At 70.6% G+C, this 22,540-nt stretch carries 16 protein-coding genes and 1 tRNA gene; 6 read left to right on the top strand and 11 right to left on the bottom strand.

Going from position 1 to position 22,540, the window contains the following annotated elements; all coding sequences use genetic code 11:
• Both RIN80_RS18415 and RIN80_RS18410 read left to right on the top strand, forming a co-directional pair.
• Positions 1 to 1,309: aminotransferase class V-fold PLP-dependent enzyme (locus RIN80_RS18415; RefSeq protein WP_309096696.1), on the top strand; the 1,309-nt coding region annotated here is incomplete at its 5' end.
• On the top strand, positions 1,309 to 2,727 hold the full coding sequence (locus RIN80_RS18410; RefSeq protein ID WP_309096695.1) for a SidA/IucD/PvdA family monooxygenase: 1,419 nt from the start codon (positions 1,309 to 1,311) through the stop codon (positions 2,725 to 2,727). The genes RIN80_RS18415 and RIN80_RS18410, both read left to right, overlap by 1 nt.
• A gap of 30 nt (positions 2,728 to 2,757) precedes the next feature.
• On the opposite strand, the gene RIN80_RS18405 is transcribed toward RIN80_RS18410, so the two are convergent.
• Complete coding sequence (locus RIN80_RS18405; protein ID WP_309096694.1) at positions 2,758 to 4,566, bottom strand: 5'-nucleotidase C-terminal domain-containing protein; 1,809 nt, start codon at positions 4,564 to 4,566, stop codon at positions 2,758 to 2,760.
• Positions 4,567 to 4,717: 151 nt separating this feature from the next.
• Here RIN80_RS18405 and RIN80_RS18400 point away from each other — a divergent pair, with 151 nt between their 5' ends.
• Together RIN80_RS18400 and pyk are read left to right on the top strand one after the other, a co-directional pair.
• Positions 4,718 to 5,437, top strand: coding sequence for an SIMPL domain-containing protein (locus tag RIN80_RS18400; RefSeq protein ID WP_309096693.1), 720 nt, complete (start codon positions 4,718 to 4,720; stop codon positions 5,435 to 5,437).
• Between the two features lie 167 nt (positions 5,438 to 5,604).
• Positions 5,605 to 7,041 (top strand): pyruvate kinase, encoded by a 1,437-nt coding sequence (gene pyk, locus RIN80_RS18395; protein ID WP_309096692.1) that lies wholly within the window; start codon positions 5,605 to 5,607, stop codon positions 7,039 to 7,041.
• 7 nt (positions 7,042 to 7,048) lie between these two features.
• Here pyk and RIN80_RS18390 read toward each other — a convergent pair whose 3' ends face one another.
• Both RIN80_RS18390 and RIN80_RS18385 read right to left on the bottom strand, forming a co-directional pair.
• Positions 7,049 to 7,795, bottom strand: a complete 747-nt coding sequence (locus RIN80_RS18390; RefSeq protein WP_309096691.1) for a helix-turn-helix domain-containing protein — start codon at positions 7,793 to 7,795, stop codon at positions 7,049 to 7,051.
• 106 nt (positions 7,796 to 7,901) lie between these two features.
• Positions 7,902 to 7,976, bottom strand: a tRNA-Leu gene (locus tag RIN80_RS18385).
• 103 nt (positions 7,977 to 8,079) lie between these two features.
• On the opposite strand from RIN80_RS18385, the gene RIN80_RS18380 reads away from it, so the two are divergent.
• The gene (locus RIN80_RS18380; RefSeq protein WP_309096690.1) at positions 8,080 to 8,736 is read left to right on the top strand and encodes a response regulator; all 657 of its coding nucleotides are present in this window, start codon (positions 8,080 to 8,082) and stop codon (positions 8,734 to 8,736) included.
• A 76-nt stretch (positions 8,737 to 8,812) separates the two neighbouring features.
• Here RIN80_RS18380 and RIN80_RS18375 read toward each other — a convergent pair whose 3' ends face one another.
• From RIN80_RS18375 to RIN80_RS18340, 8 genes are all read right to left on the bottom strand, one after another.
• Positions 8,813 to 9,529, bottom strand: coding sequence for an ABC transporter ATP-binding protein (locus RIN80_RS18375; RefSeq protein WP_309096689.1), 717 nt, complete (start codon positions 9,527 to 9,529; stop codon positions 8,813 to 8,815).
• Positions 9,526 to 10,389: an ABC transporter ATP-binding protein gene (locus tag RIN80_RS18370; RefSeq protein ID WP_309096688.1), complete on the bottom strand. Its 864-nt coding sequence runs from the start codon at positions 10,387 to 10,389 to the stop codon at positions 9,526 to 9,528. Before RIN80_RS18370 ends, RIN80_RS18375 begins: the two co-directional genes overlap by 4 nt.
• 5 nt (positions 10,390 to 10,394) lie before the next feature.
• The gene (locus RIN80_RS18365; protein WP_309096687.1) at positions 10,395 to 12,203 is read right to left on the bottom strand and encodes a branched-chain amino acid ABC transporter permease; all 1,809 of its coding nucleotides are present in this window, start codon (positions 12,201 to 12,203) and stop codon (positions 10,395 to 10,397) included.
• Positions 12,204 to 12,207: 4 nt separating this feature from the next.
• Entirely contained in the window at positions 12,208 to 13,137 is a 930-nt protein-coding gene (locus RIN80_RS18360) for a branched-chain amino acid ABC transporter permease (RefSeq protein ID WP_309096686.1), read from the bottom strand.
• A gap of 138 nt (positions 13,138 to 13,275) precedes the next feature.
• Positions 13,276 to 14,505 (bottom strand): branched-chain amino acid ABC transporter substrate-binding protein, encoded by a 1,230-nt coding sequence (locus RIN80_RS18355; RefSeq protein WP_309096697.1) that lies wholly within the window; start codon positions 14,503 to 14,505, stop codon positions 13,276 to 13,278.
• Positions 14,506 to 15,062: 557 nt separating this feature from the next.
• A complete protein-coding gene (locus RIN80_RS18350) occupies positions 15,063 to 15,935 on the bottom strand; it encodes a trypsin-like serine protease (RefSeq protein ID WP_309096685.1) in 873 nt (290 codons plus the stop codon).
• Between the two features lie 119 nt (positions 15,936 to 16,054).
• Positions 16,055 to 16,543: a hotdog fold thioesterase gene (locus RIN80_RS18345; RefSeq protein WP_309096684.1), complete on the bottom strand. Its 489-nt coding sequence runs from the start codon at positions 16,541 to 16,543 to the stop codon at positions 16,055 to 16,057.
• Between the two features lie 57 nt (positions 16,544 to 16,600).
• Positions 16,601 to 18,892: an FdhF/YdeP family oxidoreductase gene (locus tag RIN80_RS18340; RefSeq protein WP_309096683.1), complete on the bottom strand. Its 2,292-nt coding sequence runs from the start codon at positions 18,890 to 18,892 to the stop codon at positions 16,601 to 16,603.
• Positions 18,893 to 19,104: 212 nt separating this feature from the next.
• Here RIN80_RS18340 and polA point away from each other — a divergent pair, with 212 nt between their 5' ends.
• On the top strand, positions 19,105 to 21,831 hold the full coding sequence (polA, locus tag RIN80_RS18335; protein WP_309096682.1) for a DNA polymerase I: 2,727 nt from the start codon (positions 19,105 to 19,107) through the stop codon (positions 21,829 to 21,831).
• The last annotated feature ends 709 nt before the right edge of the window (positions 21,832 to 22,540 follow it).

Raw genomic sequence — 22,540 nt, 5'->3', positions numbered from 1 at the left:
CTCCGCCCTCAACCCCTCCCTGGACTCCTGGGACCAGGCCCCGGCCGCCTCCGAACTGGAGGCCATGGTCACGCGGCTCACGGCCACCGAGGTCTACGGCACCGACCCGGCCGGCACCTCCGGCTCCGCCGGCACCTCCGGCTCCACCGGCACCTCGGGCTCCGCCCGCACCTCGGGCTCCGCCGGCACCTCGGGCTCCGCCGGCACCTCGGGCTCCGCCGGCACCTCGGGCTCCGCCGGCACCTCCGGCACCTCCGGCTCCGCCGGCTCCGCCGGCACCTCCGGCTCCGCCGGCACCTCCGGCACCTCCGGCTCCACCGGCACCTCCGGCTCCGCCGTCACCCCCGACTCCGTCGTCACCACCGGCGGCACCGAGTCCAACCAACTCGCCCTCCTCCTCGCCCGCGAGGCGTACGGCGGCTCCGTCCGGCTCGTGACCGGCGCCAACGCCCACCACTCACTGCCCCGCGCCGCCTGGCTGCTCGGACTTCCCGACCCCGTCGTCCTCCCCGCCCCGGCAGGCACCCTCGACCCCACCGCACTCGCCGAGACCCTCACCCGCCTGACCGGGCCGCTGCTCGTCGCCGCCACCGCCGGCACCACCGACGCCGGACTCATCGACCCGCTGCCCCAGATCGCCGCCCACTGCGCGGCCCGCGGCGCCCGGCTGCACATCGACGCCGCCTACGGCGCGGGCCTGCTCCTCAGCACCCGGCACCGCGGCCTGCTGAACGGCCTCGAAGCCGCCGACACCGTCACCCTCGACCTGCACAAACTCGGCTGGCAGCCGGTCGCCGCCGGATTCCTCGCCGTCCGCGACGCCCACGACCTCACCGCCCTGCGCCACCGCGCCGACTACCTCAACGCCACCGACGACACCGAGGCCGGACTGCCGGACCTGCTCGGCCGCTCCCTGCGCACCACCCGCCGCCCCGACGTCCTCAAACTCGCCGTCACCCTCAAGACCCTCGGCCGCGCCGGCCTCGGCACCCTCGTCGACCAGGTGTGCGCCCGCGCCCGCGAGTTCGCCGCCCTGGTCCACGCCCACCCCGGCTTCGAACTGCACGCCCCGCCCGTCATCAGCACGGTCCTGTTCCGGCCCGCGGACGCCCCCGACGCCACCGTCGCCGCCGTACGCCGCGCGCTGCTCACCGACGGCCGAGCCGTCCTCGGCCGGGCCCGCCTCGACGGCCGGCTCTGGCTCAAGGCCACCCTCCTCAACCCCGCCACCGGGCCCGACGACCTGGCCGCCCTGCTGCACCTCGTGGCAGAGAGCCGAGCGACACTCGTGGAAGGACACACCCCCTGATGAACCCCGCATCCCCCGAGCACCAGCAGCCCGACGCCCCCCGCGACCTCGTCGGCATCGGCATCGGCCCCGCCAACCTCTCCCTCGCGGCGCTCGCCCAGCCCCTGCGCGACCTCGACACCGTCTTCTACGAGCAGCGCCCGGCCTTCGCCTGGCACCCCGGCCTGCTCATCGAGGGCGCCACCATCCAGGTCCCGTTCCTCGCCGACCTGGTCACCCTCGTGGACCCCACCAGCCCCTGGACCTTCCTCAACTGGCTCAGGTCCCGCGAGCGCCTCTTCCCCTTCTACTTCGCCGAGCGCTTCCACATCCACCGCGCCGAGTACGACGCCTACTGCCGCTGGGTCTGCGAGAGCCTCCCGGACCTGCGCTTCCGCCACCAGGTCGACGCCGTCCGCTGGAACCCCGAACGCGACGTGTTCGAGGTCGACTTCACCCAGCTCGACAGCGACGGCGAGGCGGAGGCCCTCGGCCGGACGTACACGCGCAACGTCGTCCTCGGCATCGGCACCGAGCCCTACGTCCCCGAACCCCTCAAGCCCCTCACCGAAGCCCCGGGCGTGCCCGTCGTGCACGCCGCCGACTACCTCGACCACCGCGCCGCCCTGCTCGCCGCCGAACACGTCACCGTCGTCGGCATCGGCCAGTCCGGCGCCGAGATCTTCCTCGACCTGCTCCGCAACCGGCCCGCCGGGCGCGAGAGACTCCACTGGCTCGGCCGCACCGAGGCCTTCGCCCCCATGGAGTACTCCAAGCTCGGCCTGGAGCACTTCACCCCCGACCACACCCGCTACTTCCACGCCCTGCCCGAGTCCGCCCGCGACCGGCTCCTCGCCGGGCAGTGGCAGCTCCACAAGGGCATCGACGCCGGCACCGTCGCCGCCATCCACGACGAGCTCTACCGCCGCACCCTGCACGGCGGCTGGCCCGACGCCGTCCTCACACCCGGCGTGCGCGTCCGCACCGCCGGACGGATCGCCACGACCCAGGTGGAACTGCACCTCGAACACGACCGGCAGGCGAGCCGCTCCCGCCTCACCACCGACGCCGTCGTCCTCGCCACCGGCTACCGCGAACGCCCCCTCGACCGCGTCCTCGCCGGACTCGACCCCTACATGCGCCGGGACAGCCAGGAGCGGCCGCGCATCGACGAGGACCACCGGCTCGTCCTGGACCCGTCCGTCTCCGGCTCGGTGTACGTCCAGAACGCCGAGACCCACACCCACGGCGTCGGCACACCCGACCTGGGCCTCGTCGCCTGGCGCGGCGCGATCATCCTCAACTCCCTGACGGGCGGGGAGGCCTACGGACTCCCGCGCCGCACCGCCTTCACCACCTTCGGCCTCACCCGGCGGCAGCAGGTGCCGCCGCCCCGCGAGGCACCGGCCCTGACCCCGCTCGTCGACGACCGGAGGTGAGAAGGACGACGGAGCCGAGAAGGACGCGGCTCAGAACACGGGCGTGCCGTTCCGCGTGAGCTTCCAGTCCACCGCGGCGAACTCGGCCGGATCGATCGACCCCTTCGCCTTCACCCAGGCGATCATGGTGTTGCGGATCTCGTCCGAGTTCGACCACAGCAGCGGCGCGGCGGCGACATGCGGGAAGTTCCCGCCGCCGTTGGCCCGGTAGTTGTTCACCGCGAACACGAACGTCGCGTCGTCGGCCAGCGGCTGGCCCCCGAACCGCACGTTCGTCACCCGCGACCCGGCCGGCTTCGCGATGTCGATCTCGTACGACAGGCCGCTCACCACGTCGTAGTTGTAGTCCGGCGTCCCGCCCGCGTTGGTCAGCTTCGCCGGGTCCACCGGCTCGCCCGGCGCGGTCTGCGTGAAGTAGTCCGCCGAGAACTCCAGGTACGCCTTCATCTGCGCGCCCGTCATCAGACGCGCCTCCAGCGTGTTCTCGAACACGTACAGGCCCGCCACGTCCCGGATCGTCACCTCGCCCGCCGGGATCCGGGCACTGCGCGAGAAGCACGCCGCCTGCGACAGCACCGGCAGCGCCGCGTACTCCGTGCCCGCCAGCGCCTGCTTCACCGTGTCCGCCTGGATGTGGTTGATCAGGTCGATGATCGGCACGTCCTTGTACGGCGCCTCGGCCGACGTCATCTCCGCCGCGTTCGTGCCGATGACCTGGTTGACGTACGCCACGACCTTCTCGTGCTCGTCCGAGAGCAGCCGCACGATCTTCGGGTCCTCCTGAACGGTGTTGGAGTTCAGGACCCGCGCGCCGGCCTTCTCGACCTTCCAGCAGCCCTTCTCCCAGACCAGCTCGAAGTCGAACAGCGTCAGCCGCTGCCCCCACTTCAGCGGCTCCGACAGCACGACCCGCTCGCCCGTCTTCTCGTTCGTCACGAAGTACTCGGGGATCTCCGTGTGCGCGTGCCCGACCAGGATCGCGTCGATGCCCGGCACCTGCTCGGCCACCAGCCCGGCCGCGTTCTCGATGTACGGCAGCTGGTCACCGTAGGACGACGTGCCCGACGAGCCGCTGTGCGCCGAGACGATGACGACGTCCGCGCCCATCGACCGCAGCCTCGGCACCCACTTCGCCGCCTGCTCCTCCAGACCCGGGAACGTCATCTTGCCCTGCACGTTCGCCTTGTCCCAGATCGCGATGCCCGGGTTGGTCAGCCCCAGCACCGCCACCTTCACGTCCCGCCCGAACGGCGTGCGCAGCCGGTGCATGCTGTACGGCGCGAACGCCGGGCGCAGCGTCTTGGCGTCCAGCGCGTTGGCGCCCAGCAGCGGGAAACGGCACTGCTGCTCGAACTTGCGCAGCACCGGGATGCCGTAGTTGAACTCGTGGTTGCCGAGCGCCGCCGCGTCGTACTCCATCGCGTTCATCGCCTGCGCCATCGGGTGCACCGGCCCGCCCTCGGCGGTGATCGGGTCCACCTTGGCGTAGTAGTACGACAGCTGCGTGCCCTGGATGGTGTCGCCCGCGTCGATGAGCAGCGTGTTGCGGCGGCCCTTCTCCTCGCGGACCTGGTTCACCAGCGTGGACACCTTCGCCAGGCCGACGTCGTTGTGGGCCTTGTCGTCGAACTCGGCGTCCGTGAAGTAGTCCCAGTTGAAGACGTTGCCGTGCAGGTCCGTCGTCCCCATCACGGTGAACGCGTACCGCTTCGCACGCCCCCGCGAGCCCTCCCGCGCCTCGGCCGCCTCGGCGCCCGGCGCCGCGACCGCACCGGCCAGCGCCACCCCCGCCCCGGTCACGGCGGACTTCTCCAGGAACTTCCGGCGGTTCAACGGCATCTCGGGCTCTCCTCGCGGAATCTGTGAACGACGCGCGTAGATTCTGACCCGGTCATGACCGGCCGCAACAGACCCGCCAGATTGCGATCTGGTGACTCGGTTCCGCCGACTCCACGCCGCCCGCCGGCCGCACCATGACAGAGTGGGGCGTATGACCGCGCCCACGGCAGACGCCTCCGAGCCCGCCGTCCCCTACGGCACGCCCGACGCCCCGCGCATCGCCGTGCGCGGCGAGGCCCGTCTCGAAGTCGACCCGGAGATCGCCCGCATCGGCATCACCGTCGCCGCCCGCGGCCGGGACCGCCGCTCCGCCCTCGACGACCTCACCCGCCGCAACGCCGGCGTCCTCGACCTGGTCAAGTCCTACGGCGACGCCGTCGAACGCCTGGAGACCGGCGCCTTCTCCATCACACCCGAACTCACCAAGCACGGCCGCGGCGAACGCGTACGCACCTACCACGGCAGCGTCCACGTCACCGCCGAGCTCACCGACTTCACCGCCCTCGGCGAACTCACCACCCGCCTCGCCGACCTCGACCTCACCCGCGTCGACGGCCCCTGGTGGGCCCTGCGCCCCGACTCGCCCGCCCACCGCGAGGCCCGCAAGAAGGCCGTGACGGAAGCCGTCCAGCGCGCCCGCGAGTACGCCGAGGCCCTCGGCACCACCCTCGCCGCCCTGGTCGAGCTCGCCGACATCGGCGCCGAGAACAGTCCGCCCGCCTACCCCCAGGCCCCCGGCCGGATGCGCTCCGCCGCCTTCGCCGGTGCCGCCGAGGACGCCCCGGCCGCCCCCCTCGACCTCGAACCCCAGCGCCAGCGCGTCCACGCGCAGATCAACGCCCGCTTCACGATGGTGCCGCCGCGCCTGTGAGCACCGCGGAGAAAAAGATTCCGCATACGCGAACGAATTTCCGGGCGTGCTCATCGGAGCGCCCCGCCGCGCAATTCAACACTTGTCAATAACGCTTCACGCAACGTCTGTTGAGTGGTCACGCTCGGCCAATTCTCTACCGGTCGGTAACTCATAGGCTCGGACCTATGCGCCGAGCGAAGATCGTCTGCACCCTTGGGCCCGCCACCGACTCGTACGACCAGATCAAAGGCCTGGTCGACGCCGGAATGGACGTGGCCCGATTCAACCTCAGCCACGGCGGACACGCCGAACACGAGGAGCGCTACCACCGCGTGCGCAAGGCCGCCGACGAGACCGGCCGCAGCGTCGGACTCCTCGCCGACCTTCAAGGCCCGAAAATCCGCCTCGGCCGCTTCACCGAAGGCCCCGTACTCCTTGAACGCGGCGACACCTTCACCATCACCGTCGAAGACGGCGTCGAAGGAGACGGCCACAGGTGCGGCACCACCTACGCCGGCCTCGCCGCGGACGTCACCCCCGGCGAACGCATCCTCGTCGACGACGGCAGGGTCTGCCTCGAAGTCACCGAGGTCGACGGCCCCCGCGTCCACACCACCGTCGTCGAGGGCGGTGTCATCTCCGACCACAAGGGCCTGAACCTGCCCGGCGTCGCCGTCTCCGTCCCCGCCCTGTCCAAGAAGGACGAGGACGACCTGCGCTGGGCCCTGCGCACCGGCTTCGACGTCATCGCCCTGTCCTTCGTCCGCAGCGGCCGCGACATCCAGGACGTCCACCGCATCATGGACGAGGAGGGCCGCCGCCTCCCCGTCATCGCCAAGGTCGAAAAACCCCAGGCGGTCGAGAACATCGACGACATCGTCGCCGCCTTCGACGGCATCATGGTCGCCCGCGGCGACCTCGGCGTCGAGATGCCGCTGGAGCAGGTCCCGATCGTCCAGAAGCGCGCGGTCAAACTGGCCAGGCGCAACGCGAAACCGGTCATCGTCGCCACGCAGATGCTCGACTCGATGATCGACAACGCCCGCCCGACCCGCGCCGAGGCCTCCGACGTCGCCAACGCGATCATCGACGGCACGGACGCGGTGATGCTGTCCGGCGAGACGAGCGTCGGCAAGCACCCCATCGAGACGGTCCGCACGATGGCCCGCATCGTCGAGGCGGCGGAGGAGGACATCCTCGCCAAGGGCCTGCCGCCCCTGACCGAACACAACAAGCCCCGCACCCAGGGCGGCGCGGTGGCCCGCGCGGCCGCCGAGATGGGCGACTTCCTGGGCGCGACGTTCCTGGTCGCCTTCACCCAGTCCGGCGACACGGCCCGCCGCCTCTCCCGCTACCGCTCGCCCATTCCGGTGCTGGCCTTCACCCCCGACCAGGCGACCCGCTCCCAGCTCGCCCTGACGTGGGGCGTGGAGACATTCCTCGGCCCGTACGTGGACTCCACGGACGCGATGGTCCACCAGGTCGACGAACTGCTCCTCAAGTACGGCCGCTGCCGCCCGGGCGACATGGTCGTCATCACAGCAGGCTCCCCACCCGGCGTCCCGGGCTCGACGAACATGGTCCGCGTCCACCACATCGCCCAGGACGACAGCCCGAGGTAGGCCACGGTCAGTACTTGGGCCCGACGTGGGCGTCCATGAGGGCTACGGAGGCTTTGCGGGCGACGGAGATGTTGCGTGCGTTCGCCCTCTTCCATTCGACGCCCACCTGGTCGAGCGCTGTGGTGAAGAGGCGGATGATGTCGGGCGACAGGTTGGTGAAGAAGTACCGGGGATATTCGTAGCGCTTGTGCTCACCGGCGACCGTCCGGATCGTCCAGTTGGTGATCCGGCAGCCGTCGGAGTGGACGAGTCCCCGGATGAACTCCCAGGGGTGCGCGCCGACGATGGCCTGCTGCCAGGGTTCGAGGACGATGGGACGTTCGTGCTTCTTGCCCGGCCCGTGCTGGGGGAAGAAGTGCGGCCAGTGCCTGCTGTAGCCGACCACTGAGACGTATCCCTGTGCCTGGACGCGGTAGGCCCGCCCGGTCGGGCTGATGGTGCGCATGGCGGTCTCGCAGGCGTCGATCAGACCCGGCCAGGAATCGGCGCACGCGATCCTCAGGTAGTAGCCCGTGCCGCGTGGGTGGCCGCTGATGCAGCCGTCACCGAGATACAGGCCCAGCAGGTAGGCGTACGCGCACTCGTCGGCAGGGAGTCCGGCGCCAGGAAGCGAAGTCCGGGGCAGCGGCTCGAGGCGGTCCTGCCAGGAGCGGATCGCGGCCCGCGAGATACCCGTCTCACGGCTCACCGAGTTCAGGCTGCGGCCCTGTGCCACCAGCGCGAGTGCTCGCTTGCGTGTGCTGACGTCGTACATGAGAGCACTGTGGAAGTGCTCTCATGGCGACACGCGGCAAAAAGCGGATGTTCACGAGAACGTGGACATCCGCTTCGATCTGGTGACCTTGGAATACAAGGAAAAGTGCCCCGGGTCGGACTCGAACCGACACTGTATGGGTTTTGAATCCATTGCCTGCTGCCAATTGGGCTACCGGGGCCCGGTGAATCCAAGGTTGACCTGGACCCACTGCCCGACCACCATACCGCAGCTAGGTACGCTCTTGGGAGCAGTACCGGCCTGCCCCGTACCAAGGAGCCCACGTGAGCGCCCCCGAGTCGCCCCAGCCTGTTGACGTGCCTGATGAGGACAAGTCGCACGTGCCTCCGATGACGACCCGGGTCGTCATCGCCGAGGACGAGGCCCTGATCCGGCTCGACCTCAAAGAGATGCTGGAGGAGGAGGGGTACACCGTCGTCGGTGAGGCCGGTGACGGTGAGCAGGCCGTGGAGCTGGCCCGTGAGCACCGCCCCGACCTGGTGATCCTGGACGTGAAGATGCCGAAGCTCGACGGTATCTCCGCGGCCGAGAAGATCGCCGAGGAGAGCATCGCGCCGGTGCTGATGCTGACCGCCTTCTCGCAGCGCGACCTGGTGGAGCGCGCCCGGGACGCCGGTGCGATGGCCTACCTGGTGAAGCCGTTCAGCAAGACCGACGTCGTGCCGGCGATCGAGATGGCCGTCTCCCGCTTCACGGAGCTGAAGGAGCTGGAGAAGGAGGTCGCCGACCTCACGCTCCGCTTGGAGACGCGCAAGCTGGTGGACCGCGCGAAGTCGATCCTGCAGACGGAGTACGGGCTGACCGAGCCGGCCGCGTTCCGGTGGATCCAGAAGACGTCGATGGACCGCCGCATGTCGATGCAGCAGGTCGCGGAGGCGGTCATCCAGGACGCCGAGGAGAAGAAGGCCGGCAAGGGCTGATCCGGCAGCACGGAAAAAAGCGGCCTGTCCCCTTCCGCCCGGAAGGGGACAGGCCGCTTTCGTGTACGGCCGGGACTCAGTCCTCGCCGAGGTAGGCCTTGCGCACGGACTCGTCGTGCAGCAGGTCCTGGCCCGTTCCGGACAGGACGATGTTGCCGACCTCCATGACGTGGCCCTGGTCCGCGAGGGACAGGGCCGCCTGGGCGTTCTGCTCGACCAGGAGGATGGTCGTGCCCTGGGACTTCAGCTCCGAGATGGTCGCCATGATCTTCTGCATCATGATCGGGGAAAGACCCATGGAGGGCTCGTCGAGCATGAGCAGCTTGGGCTGGGACATCAGGGCGCGGCCCATGGCGAGCATCTGCTGCTCACCGCCGGAGAGGGTTCCGGCGGCCTGGTTGCGGCGTTCGCCGAGGATGGGGAAGAGGTCGTACGCCTTCTGGATGTCCTTTTCGATGCCTTCCTTGTCCTTGCGGAGGAAGGCGCCGAGCTGGAGGTTCTCGAAGATCGTCAGGCGCGGGAAGATGTGCCGGCCTTCTGGGGAGTGGGCCAGGCCGAGGGAGACGATCTTGTGGGCGGGGACCCCGTTGAGGGGTTCGCCGTCGAAGAGGATCTTCCCGGCGGTGGGCTTGAGCAGGCCCGACAGGGTGCGCAGGGTGGTCGTCTTGCCGGCGCCGTTGGTGCCGATGAGGGTGACGACCTGGCCGGCGTCGACGCTGAAGGAGATGCCCTTGACGGCTTCGATCTTGCCGTAGGAGACCCGGAGGTCCTCGACTTCGAGGAGTGCGGTCACTTGGCTTCTCCCTTGGTGCTGCTGGTGGTGCTGGGCGCTTCCGCGGCGGCTTCGGCGGCCTCGACCTCGGCGGCTTCGGCCTGGCCGGGGTCGCCTTCGAAGGGCTCTCCGAGGTAGGCGGCGACGACGCGTTCGTCGGCCTGGACGACGTCGGCGGTTCCCTCGACGAGCTTCTCGCCCTGGACGAGGACGGCGACGCGGTCGGAGAGGTTGAAGACGAAGCGCATGTCGTGCTCGATGAGCAGGACGGCGATGCCCTTGTCGCGGATGGCGAAGACGAGGTCTTCGGTGGCCCTGGTCTCCTGCGGGTTCATGCCGGCGGTGGGCTCGTCGAGGAGGAGCAGGCCGGGCTCGGAGGCCATGGCGCGGGCGATCTCCAGCTTGCGCTGCTCGCCGTAGGGGAGGTTGCGGGCGAGGTGGTCGCGCTTGTGGGCGAGGCCGATGAACTCCAGGAGTTCCATGGCGCGTTCCTCGCTGGCGCGCTCGGCCTTCTTGAAGCCGGGGCCGCGCAGGAGGGCGGACCAGAGGCCTTCCTTGGTCCGCGTGTGGCGGCCGACGAGGACGTTCTCGAGGACCGTCATGTTGGCGAACAGGCGGATGTTCTGGAAGGTGCGGGCGATGCCGGCCTGGGTGACCAGGTGGGGCTTGGGCGGGAGCACGGTGCCCTTGTAGGAGACGGTGCCCTCGGTGGGGACGTACAGGCCGGTGAGGCAGTTGAAGAAGGTGGTCTTGCCGGCGCCGTTGGGGCCGATGAGGCCGACGATCTCGCCGGCGTTGACCGTGAAGTCGACGGAGCGGACGGCGGTGAGGCCGCCGAAGCGCATCGTGACGTCGCGGGCTTCGAGTACAGGTGTCGTCATGATGGTTACGCCCCCGCCTTGGTGACGGCCGGTTCGTCGGTCAGCGTGGTCTGTTTTGGTACGTCGAGTTGGCCGGTCTCGTGGAATTCGAGCTGGCGTCGGCGGTTGGCGATGATGCCTTCGGGGCGGAAGCGCATCAGGAGGATGAGCGCGATGCCGAAGGCGAGGAGCGACTTCTCCTGGAGGAAGACGAGCTTCTCGGGGAGCAGGTAGAGCAGGGCCGCGCCGAGGAGCGGTCCGGCGACGGTGCCCATGCCGCCGAGGACGACCGCGGCCAGGAGGAACGCGGAGTTGGGCGGGGTGGAGCCGGCGAACTGGTAGGGCGTGGGGACCACGCTGTAGGTGACGTGGGCGCTGACGGTGCCGGCGAGGCCGGCGAGGGCGGCGCCGAGGGCGAAGGCGATGAGCTTGACGCGGAAGCCGTTGATGCCCATGGCGGTGGCGGCGGTCTCGTCCTCGCGGATGGCGATCCAGGAGCGGCCGATGCGGGAGTCGGCGGCGCGGGTGTAGACGAGGACCACGATGGCCATGATCAGGACCATCAGCAGGTAGTAGTTGGCGAACCGGCCGAGGGTGAATCCGCCGATGTCGTGGGCCTGCCCGAAGTCGAACCCGAAGAGGTTCAGGTCGGGGATGGAGGGGATGCCGTTGGGGCCGTTGGTGACGTCGGGTCCGGACTGGCCGTCCATGTTGTTGACGGCGATGCGGAAGATCTCTCCGAAGCCGAGGGTGACGATGGCGAGGTAGTCGCCGCGCAGCCGCAGGGTCGGGGCGCCGATGAGGACGCCGAAGACCAGGGAGGCGGCGGCGCCGGCCAGGGCGGAGGCCCAGAAGGGCAGGTGGACGCCGGAGATGGTGGAGAACTCGGAGCCGGAGACGAGGGCGGCGGTGTAGGCGCCGACGCCGAGGAAGGCGACGTATCCGAGGTCGAGGAGTCCGGCGAGGCCGACGACGATGTTCAGGCCGAGGGCCACGGTCCCGAAGATCAGGATGTTGACGCCGATGTTGGCGTAGTGGTCGTCGGTCTGGGTGAAGGGGAAGGCGATCGCGGCGGCGAAGCCCATGGCGAGGGTGAAGCTGCGGTTGGCGGCGACGAGCGCGGAGAAGCGGTCGAGGAGGCCGGCGGTGTGCAGTGCCCAGATGGCGAAGACGACGACGAAGAGGTAGCCGACGAAGAGTTCGCCGTACTCGGTGTCGATGCCGTAGGTGAAGACGCCGAGGCCGATGATCGTGACGACCGTGATGACGGCTCGCTGCACCCAGGGTGCGACGGCCTGGGGGGCGGTGATCCGCTCGGGCTTGGCGACGTAGGCCTTGAGGGCTTCCTTGGTGCCGTCGCCGGCGTGCTCCTGCGGGAGGGCGAAGGCGCCGAGGACGGGCAGCAGGGAGGCGACGGCCGCGATCCAGCCGCCGGGTTCGAGGTTGACGACACCGCCGAGCTCGGCGCTGATGGCGATGACGGTGAACCAGGTGACGGTGAAGCCGCCGAGCGCGGTGAGGACGAGCGGCGCGTTGTTCCGGGCGGGCAGCAGCCAGCCGAGGCCGCGGATGCCGTACGCGGCGAGCGCGTACAGCGTGGTGAGGAGCCCGGCGGTGAAGGTGAGCCACTGCAGGCCGCCGGGGTAGCCGTTGATGGTGAGGTCGCCGGGGAACTCGGAGGTCCAGGTCCAGGCGAGGAAGGCGGAGGCCGCGGTGGCGATGCCGCCGCCGAGGAGCAGGGCGCGGGCGGCCGCCAGGGGCAGGGGTATGAGGCCGTGCGGGGCGGGCGGCGCGGGAGTGGCGTCCGGGGCGGGGGTCTTGGTCGTCTCGGTCATGTGATCACGCCCTGTCCGCGACGCGCTCGCCGAGCAGGCCCTGTGGCCTGAAGAGGAGCACGAGGATGAGGAGGCAGAAGGCCCACACGTTCGCCCAGCTCTGGCCGCCGAGCTGCTGCATGCCGGGGATCTCGTCGATGTAGGCGGAGGCGAGGGTCTCGGCGATGCCGAGGACGATGCCGCCGAGCATGGCGCCGTAGATGTTGCCGATGCCGCCGAGGACGGCCGCGGTGAAGGCCTTGAGGCCCATCAGGAAGCCCATGCGGTAGTCGACGTTGCCGTACTTGAGTCCGTAGGCGACGGCGGCGACGGCGGCGAAGAAGCCGCCGATGGCGAAGGCGATGACGATGATGCGGTTGGTGTCGATGCCCATCAGCTGCGCGGTGTCGGGGTCCTGCGCGGTGGCCTGCATGGCGCGGCCGGTGCGGCTGCGGCGCACGAAGAAGGCGAGGGCGGCCATGCAGATCACGGCGGCGAGGATGAGGAAGATGTCGGCGTCCTTGATGGTGACGGAGCCGATCTCGTGGGTGGCGTCGAGGCCCGGGAAGGCGCGGGCGCGGTCGGCGCCGGGGTAGAAGTTGCGCACGACCTCCTGGAGGGCCAGGGAGAGGCCGATGGCCGTGATGAGCGGTGCCAGGCGTGGTGCTCCGCGCAGGGGCCGGTAGGCGAACCGTTCCGCTCCGACGGCGATGAGGATGGCCACGAGGGCGCCGCCGAGGAGCATCAGGGGTACGGCGAGAGCCATCGAGGTGCCGTCGGGCAGGATGTAGAAGTAGACCGTGAGGGCGCCGAACGCCCCGGTCATGAAGATCTCGCCGTGCGCGAAGTTGATGAGCTGGACGATGCCGTACACCATCGTGTAGCCGATGGCGATCAGCCCGTACATCGAGCCGAGAAGCAGCCCGTTGGCCAGCTGCTGCGGCAGGGTGTTCACCGCATGGCCTCCATGTCGCTGGTGGTCGTGTGCACTGGATGCGTGCGTGGTCGCGTGCTGTGGGGGGGTGTGAAAACGGGCCGCGCGGTCGGGGTCGTCCTCCCGCGCGGCCCGTGGTGCGGCTATGGGGGGCCGGGATTACTGCAGGTCGGCGGTGCCGGTCTCGACGGCCTTCCAGGCGCCCTTCTCGACCTGGTACACCGTCAGCTGCTTGTTGGTGGTGTCGCCGTACTGGTCGAAGGCGATCTTGCCGGTGAGGCCCTCGAAGTCGGACTTCTGGACACCGTCGACGACCTTGGAGCGCAGGTCGTTGATGTCGCTGGGCACCTTGCCGCCGTTGGCGTCGGCCGCGGCCTTCACGGCCTTGATGATGGCGGTGGTGGCGTCGTAGGCGTAGGCACCGTAGGCGCCGTAGTCACCCTTGTAGCCCTTGTCCTTGTAGGTCTGGATGAACTGCTTGGCGGCGGGCAGGGTGTCGGCGGGGACACCGATCGCCGTGGCGAGGTCACCCTCGGAGGACTTGCCGGCGGCCTCGATGTAGGTGGAGGCGAACATGCCGTCGCCGCCGAACAGCGGGATCTTGACGCCGGCGTCCTTGAGCTGCTTGGTGATCAGCGCGGACTCGTCGTACTGGCCGCCGTAGTAGAGCAGGTCGGCGCCGGAGTTCTTGATCTTGGTGACGAGGGAGCCGAAGTCCTTGTCGCCGGTGTTGACGTGGTCGGTGCCGACGACCTTGCCGCCGAGCTTCTTGTACTGCTCGGCGAAGATCTTCGCGAGGCCGGCGCCGTAGGTCTGCTTGTCGTCGACGACGAAGGCCTTCTTCTTCTTGAGGCCGTTGAACGCGTAGCCGGCGGCGAAGCTGCCCTGCAGCTCGTCGGTGGTGGCGGTGCGGAAGTAGGTCTTGAAGGGGCGCTTCTTGTCCGTCTGCCAGTTCTTGCCCTGGGTCAGCTCCGGGTTGGTGTTCGCCGGGGAGATCTGGACCATGTTGGCCGAGGCGAAGACCTGCTGCATCGTCTGGGCGACGCCGGAGTTCAGCGGGCCGACGGCGCCGACGGCCGTCTTGTCGCCGACGATGTTGGTGGCGTTGGACTGGCCCGTCGCGGGCTGCGCCTTGTCGTCCAGGGCCCTGAGCTTGAACTTCACGCCCGGGACCCAGTTGTTCTTGTTGGCGTCGTCGACGGCTATCTGGGCGCCGTACTGGATGCCGAGGCCGGTGGTGGAGTTCTCACCGGAGAGGGGGGCGTCGACGCCGATGGTCAGTGTCGTGCTGCTCCCGCCGTCTCCGCCCTTGTCACCGCTGTCGTCTCGGGAACCGCAGGCGGTGAGAGTCAGAGCTCCGGTCGTGAGAACGGAGGTAAGAATCACCAAGGAACGCTGTCGCACAATCAGTCCTTTCACAGGCAGGCCCCGCCCTGGTCGGGGGGTGAGTGCCGCGCTGGTACCGAACTCCCGATGTGGAGCGGTGACTGGCCGTGACTCTAAGCCCGGGGTAAGGGCAGGGTCAGTGGTGCGGGCTCGCTTGTGACTTTCTTGTTATGACGGGGTGGATGTCCGCTCTCGGTGATGGACCCTCTCAGCGGGTTTGGTGGTTTTTCGCCGAAGTCCGCATTCTGAGAACGCGCACTTCCGGTTGGCCGTGGCTGAGATCGTGTGCCGCCCGGGCCGCCGGCCGCGCGGACAAGATCGGAAAGGCTCCGGAAGCGGACGCGGCCGGAGGGGGAAATGGTGGTGTTGTATTGCGTGTGCGTTACGGAGCGTTACGTAGAGAAAATGGGGGGGCGGCGAGATCGCCGATCGCCGTACCAACGAAAACGGCTTTTTTCCCACTCCCGTGGACGCGGGGAAGGGGGGAGACGGAACGCCCCGCCGCTTCGGGGTCGGACCCGGTGCGGCGGGGCGTTCGGCGGTCGTGCGGCCGGTGTCGGCTACGGCAGCTGTGTGAAGGGCGCGAGGAACGCGCGGGCGCCGGGGGTGTCCAGACGGTACGTCACATTGGTCGCGTAGCAGGGCGTGTCACCGGTGATGGTGGTGGCGGCGAGGACCCGCTTGCCGCCCAGCGTCGCGAAGTTGGGGCCGCCCGAGTCGCCGTAGCAGGCGCCTCCGTTGCCCTGCGGCGCGGTCATCGCGAGGCGGGCCCAGGAGTCGTTGAGGGCGTTGAAGGTGACGGGCGCCTTCATGCGGACGCCGCCGCCGGGGTGGGTGTGCCCGCCGGGGCCGTTGACGGCCTCCTGGGTGCCGTATCCGGCGACGACCCAGTCGGTGGCGCTCAGGCCCTGCGGCCCGAGCCTGCCGAGCTGGTCGGCGGTGGGCAGGACGGCCGGGGTGAAGCTCCAGCGGGCCGTCACGGCGGCGGCGGACAGCTGGATCACCGAGATGTCGTGGGTGTCGGACGCGGGCCCCGGGTAGTCGGGGTGCGAGTGGGCGGTGCCCGGGACGGCGACGGCGGCGGCCTGCGCGGCGGGGTCGCCGGGGTACTTCTTCGCCGCCGCGTCGAGCCCCGCCTGCACGTCCTGGTCCAGGGACACGAAGAAGCGCACGTTGTCGGGCCAGTCGGTGGTGCAGTGCGCGGCGGTCAGGAAGGTGTCCCGGTCGATCATGGTGCCGGAGCAGACCCAGTCGACCCGGTCGGGTGTCGCCGGGTCGCCGTCGTCGTCCCAGGTGGCCACGAGCGCGCCGACCTCGGTGCGTTCGGGGGCGGGCGTGGCGTTGTAGGAGTTGATGGCGGAGGACGGCAGCGCGGTGGCGAGCACGGCGGCGCTGGCCGCGGCGATGACGGCGATGGCACGTACGGAGCTCAAGAGAAACCCTTCTGGGGGTGGGGCGGGCCTTCTCCTGTGGGGGTGGAGCGTCAGTGAAGCGCCCGGGCGGCGGCCGCGACAAGAGCACGGCCGCCCCTCCAGGGTTTTCCCTACGTCGGTCAGCCCGCGGAGCGGACGAACTCCTCGTCGCCCGGCTTCACGTCGCGCAGCAGACAGGTCAGCCGGGCCGTGCACACCCGCTTGTCGTTCTCGTCCGTGATGACGATCTCGTAGGTGGCGGTCGTGCGGCCCCGGTGCACGGGGGTGGCCACGCCGGTGACCACGCCGGAGCGGGCCCCGCGGTGATGCGTGCAGTTCAGGTCGACGCCCACGGCGATCTTGGAGCTGCCGCCGTGCAGCATCGAGCCGACCGAGCCGAGCGTCTCGGCCAGCACCGCGGAGGCCCCGCCGTGCAGCAGCCCGTAGGGCTGGGTGTTGCCCTCCACCGGCATCGTCCCGACGACCCGCTCCGCCGATGCCTCGACGATCTGGACGCCCATCCGGGTGCCGAGGTGGCCCGCGGAGAACAGGGCCGGGAGGTCCACACCGAGCGCGGCGTACTCGTCGATGACCTCTTGCGGGAACTTCACATGCTGCTGCTCACCCATGGGGCCCGGCTCCGTTCGTCCTGATCGCTGCGGCTGCCTCTGTGCCTGAGCGAACGCTCAGTCGGTCGCCGATTGTTCCAGACGCACCACGACCGACTTGCTGGCCGGGGTGTTGCTGGTGTCCGCCGTGGCGTCCAGCGGCACCAGCACGTTGGTCTCCGGGTAGTAGGCGGCCGCACAGCCCCGTGCCGTCGGGTAGTGCACGACCCGGAAGCCCGGCGCCCTGCGCTCCACGCCGTCCTTCCACTCGCCGACCAGGTCCACGTACGCCCCGTCCGCCAGCTTCAGGGCCCGCGCGTCCTCGGGGTTGACCAGCACCACCCGGCGGCCGCCCCGGATGCCCCGGTAGCGGTCGTCCAAGCCGTAGATCGTGGTGTTGTACTGGTCGTGCGAGCGCAGCGTCTGCAGCAGCAGGCGGCCCTCGGGCAGTTCCGGGTACTCCACGGGAGCGGCGGTGAAGTTGGCCTTGCCGGTGGCCGTCGGGAAGCGGCGCTCGTCACGCGGGGCGTGGGGCAGCGCGAAACCTCCGGGGCGGCCGGCCGAACCCGTCACGCGCGCGTTGAAGTCCTCGAACCCGGGGATCACGCGCGCGATGCGGTCCCGGATCGTCGCGTAGTCCTTCTCGAACTCCTCCCACGGCGTGCGGCTGTTCTCGCCCAGCACCCGGCGGGCCAGGCGGCACACGATGGCCGGCTCCGACAGCAGGTGCCCACTCGCGGGCTCCAGGCGGCCCCGGGAGGCGTGCACCATGCCCATCGAGTCCTCGACCGTCACGAACTGCTCGCCGCTGCCCTGCACATCGCGCTCCGTGCGGCCGAGCGTCGGCAGGATCAGCGCCCGCGCGCCCGTGACCACGTGCGAGCGGTTCAGCTTCGTCGACACGTGCACGGTCAGCCGCGCCCGTCGCACGGCCGCCTCCGTGACCTGCGTGTCGGGCGACGCCGAGACGAAGTTCCCGCCCATCGCGAAGAAGACCTTCGCCTCTCCGTCGCGCAGCGCGCGGATCGCCCGTACGACGTCGTAGCCGTGCTCGCGCGGGGGCGCGAAGCCGAACTCCCGCTCCAGCGCGTCCAGGAACGCCGGGGCGGGGCGTTCGAAGATGCCCATCGTGCGGTCGCCCTGCACGTTCGAATGCCCGCGCACCGGGCACACGCCCGCGCCCGGGCGGCCGATGTTGCCGCGCAGCAGCAGGAAGTTGACGATCTCGCGGATCGTCGGCACGGAGTGCTTGTGCTGGGTCAGGCCCATCGCCCAGCACACGATGGTCCGTTCGGAGGCGAGGACCAGGGCGAGGGCCTTGTCGATGTCCTCCCGGGTCAGACCCGTCGCCGTGAGCGTCTCGTCCCAGTCGGCGGCGCGGGCGGCCTCGGCGAACTCCTCGAAGCCGTGCGTGTGCTCCCGCACGAACGCCTCGTCGACCGCGCCCTCCCGCTCCAGGACCAGCTTGTTCAGGAGGCGGAACAGCGCCTGGTCGCCGCCGATGCGGATCTGCAGGAACAGGTCCGTGAGCGCGGCGCCCCTGAGCATGCCCTGCGGGGTCTGCGGGTTCTTGAAGCGCTCCAGGCCCGCCTCGGGCAGCGGGTTGACGCTGATGATCCGCGCCCCGTTGGCCTTGGCCCTCTCCAGGGCGGAGAGCATCCGCGGGTGGTTCGTGCCGGGGTTCTGGCCGGCGACGATGATCAGATCCGCCTTGTACAGGTCCTCCAGCAGGACGCTGCCCTTGCCGATGCCGATGGTCTCCGACAGGGCCGAGCCGGACGACTCGTGGCACATGTTCGAGCAGTCGGGCAGGTTGTTCGTGCCGAGCTCGCGGGCGAAGAGCTGGTACAGGAACGCGGCCTCGTTGCTGGTGCGGCCCGAGGTGTAGAAGACGGCCTCGTCGGGGGAGCCGAGGGCGGCGATCTCCTCGCCGATGATGTCGAAGGCGCGCTCCCAGGTGACCGGCTCGTAGTGCGTGCCGCCCTCCGGGAGGTACATGGGGTGGGTGAGGCGGCCCTGCTGGCCGAGCCAGTAACCGCTGCGGCCGGCCAGGTCGGCGACCGGGTGGGCGGCGAAGAACTCCGGCGTGACCCGGCGCAGCGTGGCCTCCTCCGCGACCGCCTTCGCGCCGTTCTCGCAGAACTCCGCCCTGTGCCGGTGCTCCGGCTCCGGCCACGCGCAGCCCGGGCAGTCGAAACCGTCCTTCTGGTTCACGCTCAGCAGCGTCAGCGCCGTGCGCCTGACGCCCATCTGCCGCTGGGCGACGCGCAGGGTGTGCCCGACCGCGGGGAGCCCCGCTGCCGCGTGCTGCGGCCCGGCGACCTGGGGCGCGTCCTGGACCGGATCACTCTTGGGCGGCTTCGACGCCATCGCACGCTCCCCTTCGACTGCGCTGTGAGGTACGTCTCCGATCCTCGCACGCGGCGGTGACACGGGGTGAGGGCGGTCGGGGAGGGCGGTCGGCGTGAGGGCGGTCGGGTGCGGAGCCGGGCCTCGGCGTCGTCGGCCCGGCACGGCACCGCCCGGCTCGGCGGGGCCGGGGGCGGGGCCGAGTGTCAGTGGGGCGTGGCAGGATCGGGGGCGTGGCAGAGACAGCATCGAAGACGACCGACACGACCTCCGGCGGCAGCCGTCCGCGACTGATGCTCATGGACGGGCACTCGCTGGCCTACCGCGCGTTCTTCGCGCTGCCCGCGGAGAACTTCACCACCGCGACGGGCCAGCCGACGAACGCGATCTACGGCTTCGCGTCGATGCTGGCGAACACGCTGCGCGACGAGGCGCCCACGCACTTCGCGGTCGCCTTCGACGTCTCCCGCAAGACCTGGCGCTCCCAGGAGTTCACGGAGTACAAGGCGAACCGCTCCAAGACCCCCGACGAGTTCAAGGGCCAGGTCGAGCTGATCTGCGAGCTCCTCGACGCGATGGGCGCCGCCCGCTTCGCCGTGGACGGCTTCGAGGCGGACGACGTCATCGCCACGCTCGCCACGCAGGCCGAGGCCGAGGGCTTCGAGGTGCTGATCGTCACCGGCGACCGGGACTCGTTCCAGCTGGTCAGCGAGCACACGACCGTCCTGTACCCGACCAAGGGCGTCTCCGAGCTGACCCGCTTCACCCCGGAGAAGGTCTTCGAGAAGTACGGGTTGACGCCCGCGCAGTACCCCGACTTCGCGGCCCTGCGCGGCGACCCCTCCGACAACCTCCCCGGCATCCCCGGCGTCGGTGAGAAGACCGCCGCGAAGTGGATCAACCAGTTCGGTTCCTTCGCCGAGCTCGTCGAGCGCGTGGACGAGGTCAAGGGCAAGGCCGGGCAGAACCTCCGCGACCACCTCGAAGCGGTCAAGCTCAACCGCCGCCTCACCGAGCTGGAGCGCCGGGTCGAGCTCCCCAAGGGAGTCCGGGAGCTGGAGCGGGCCCCGTACGACCGCAAGGCCGTCGCGACGGTCCTGGACACCCTGGAGATCCGCAACCCCTCGCTGCGCGAGCGGCTCTTCGCCGTCGACCCCGGCGCGGAGGAGGCCGAGACCACCCCGATCAGCACGGAGGGCGTGCAGCTGGACGGCACGGTGCTCTCCACCGGCGAGCTGACCGCCTGGCTCGCCGAGCACGCCACCGGGCCCCTCGGCGTCGCCACGGTGGACACCTGGGCGCTCGGCACCGGCTCCGTCGCCGAGGTCGCCCTGGCCGCGTCCGGCGGACCGGCCGCCTGGTTCGACCCCTCGCAGCTGGACGAGGCCGACGAGACGGCCTTCGCGGCCTGGCTCGCCGACCCCGGGCGGCCCAAGGTCCTCCACGACGCCAAGGGCGCCATGCGCGTCTTCGCCGAGCACGGCTGGAGCGTCGAGGGCATCACCATGGACACCGCGCTCGCGGCCTACCTGGTCAAGCCGGGCCGCCGCTCCTTCGACCTGGACGCGCTGTCCCTGGAGTACCTGCACCGCGAGCTCGCCCCCGCCGCCACGGCCGACGGCCAGCTCGCCTTCGGCGCGGACGACGCCGCCGAGGCCGAGGCCCTGATGATCCAGGCCCGTACCGTCCTCGACCTGGGCCAGGCCTTCGAGAGCCGCCTGGAGGAGGTCGGCGCCGCGGACCTGCTGCGCGACATGGAGTTGCCCACGTCCGCGCTGCTCGCCCGCATGGAGCGGCACGGCATCGCGGCCGACCGGTCCCACCTGGAGGCCATGGAGCAGATGTTCGCCGGCGCCGTCCAGCAGGCGGTGAAGGAGGCCCACGCGGCGGCGGGCCACGAGTTCAACCTGGGCTCGCCCAAGCAGCTCCAGGAGGTCCTCTTCGGTGAGCTGGCCCTGCCCAAGACCAAGCGCACCAAGACCGGCTACACCACGGACGCGGACGCACTGGCCTGGCTGGCCGGCCAGACCGACAACGAACTGCCGGTGATCATGCTCCGCCACCGCGAGCAGGCCAAGCTCCGTGTCACCGTCGAGGGCCTGATCAAGACCATCGCCGCGGACGGCCGGATCCACACCACGTTCAACCAGACGGTCGCCGCCACCGGCCGCCTCTCCTCGACGGACCCGAACCTCCAGAACATCCCGGTCCGCACCGACGAGGGCCGCGCCATCCGCCGCGGCTTCGTCGTCGGCGAGGGCTTCGAGTCGCTGATGACGGCCGACTACAGCCAGATCGAGCTGCGCGTGATGGCCCACCTTTCCGAGGACGAGGGCCTGATCGAGGCGTTCACCTCCGGCGAGGACCTGCACACCACGGCCGCCGCCCAGGTCTTCGCGGTGGAGCCGGACGCGGTGGACGCCGAGATGCGCCGCAAGATCAAGGCCATGTCGTACGGCCTGGCCTACGGACTGTCCGCCTTCGGCCTCTCCCAGCAGCTGAACATCGAGGCGGCGGAGGCCCGCGCCCTGATGGACGCGTACTTCGAGCGGTTCGGCGGCGTGCGGGACTATCTGCGCCGGGCGGTCGACGAGGCCCGGGCGACGGGCTACACGGCCACGCTCTTCGGACGCCGGCGCTACCTGCCCGACCTCAACAGCGACAACCGCCAGCGCCGCGAGGCCGCCGAGCGGATGGCCCTGAACGCGCCGATCCAGGGCACGGCGGCCGACATCGTCAAGATCGCCATGCTCAAGGTGGACAGCGCGCTGAAGGAGGCGGGTCTGTCTTCCCGCATGCTCCTCCAGGTGCACGACGAGATCGTCCTCGAAGTCGCCCCCGGCGAGCGGCCGGCCGCGGAGGAACTGGTCCGCCGCGAGATGGCGAACGCGGTGCGGCTCCGTGTGCCGCTGGGCGTCTCGGTGGGCGCGGGACCGGACTGGGAGTCGGCGGCGCACTAGCGACGGTGCCAGGGGATCGAGGGCCGGCCTCGGCGGGGCCGCCGCCCTCGATCCCCTGGGGTACCTGTCCCGGAGCCCCGCCTCCGGCCTCACCGGCCCGTCACTCGCGTGGCCGCCGAGAAGGCGCCCCGCTCCCCGGCCGTCGCAAGGATGCGGGCATGGGTATACGCACGCTCATCAGCCGCACGGCCCCTGGCGCGAATCTCCGCGCGGCGCTTCCGCCGGTCTTCCGCGCGGCGCTCCCGCCGGTCTTCCGCGCGGCGCTCCCGCGGGTCCTGCGCATGGCGTTCTCGCCGGTCCCGGTCGTCGCGGTCGACGCCAGTACCGTGCGCGTCCCGGCCGGTCCCGCCACGGTCCTGAGCCGCAGCGCGGTACGCCTCGGGCTACGCATGCCCCATGGCCCAAAGCCCGTCGCCGTGAGCCGGGCAGCGGCAGATGTCCGGCGGCGTCTGGCCCACGGCCGTAGGCCCATGGCCCTGCGCCACGCGACGACGAACCTCCGGCGGCGCCTGGCCGGTGTGCGAGGTGTCCCCGGCGGACCCGGCCGGCACTGACGGCCCTTCCCGTCTCACCGTCCCGGCGGACGCCGTGCTCGGCACCGGCACCGAGTCCTGGTCCAGGCGGACCCCGTGCTCGGGAGCCCTCGACGGACGCGTACTCCGCACCCCGACCGAGCCCCCGGCCGACGCCGGGCGCCGTACAGGCACCG

Source organism: Streptomyces sp. (assembly GCF_031181705.1).
In the GTDB taxonomy this organism is placed as follows: domain Bacteria; phylum Actinomycetota; class Actinomycetes; order Streptomycetales; family Streptomycetaceae; genus Streptomyces.
Note: the sequence above shows the minus strand (reverse complement) of the source record. Positions and strands in the feature narration are given on the sequence as shown.

Excerpts from the sequence above, each read along its gene's own strand:
- pyk (WP_309096692.1), top strand. The coding sequence starts at position 5,605 with ATGCGCCGAGCGAAGATCGTCTGCACCCTTGGGCCCGCCACCGACTCG.
- RIN80_RS18345 (WP_309096684.1), bottom strand. The coding sequence starts at position 16,543 with ATGGGTGAGCAGCAGCATGTGAAGTTCCCGCAAGAGGTCATCGACGAG.
- RIN80_RS18365 (WP_309096687.1), bottom strand. The coding sequence starts at position 12,203 with ATGACCGAGACGACCAAGACCCCCGCCCCGGACGCCACTCCCGCGCCG.
- RIN80_RS18340 (WP_309096683.1), bottom strand. The coding sequence starts at position 18,892 with ATGGCGTCGAAGCCGCCCAAGAGTGATCCGGTCCAGGACGCGCCCCAG.
- RIN80_RS18405 (WP_309096694.1), bottom strand. The coding sequence starts at position 4,566 with ATGCCGTTGAACCGCCGGAAGTTCCTGGAGAAGTCCGCCGTGACCGGG.
- RIN80_RS18410 (WP_309096695.1), top strand. The coding sequence starts at position 1,309 with ATGAACCCCGCATCCCCCGAGCACCAGCAGCCCGACGCCCCCCGCGAC.
- RIN80_RS18370 (WP_309096688.1), bottom strand. The coding sequence starts at position 10,389 with ATGACGACACCTGTACTCGAAGCCCGCGACGTCACGATGCGCTTCGGC.
- RIN80_RS18390 (WP_309096691.1), bottom strand. The coding sequence starts at position 7,795 with ATGTACGACGTCAGCACACGCAAGCGAGCACTCGCGCTGGTGGCACAG.
- RIN80_RS18400 (WP_309096693.1), top strand. The coding sequence starts at position 4,718 with ATGACCGCGCCCACGGCAGACGCCTCCGAGCCCGCCGTCCCCTACGGC.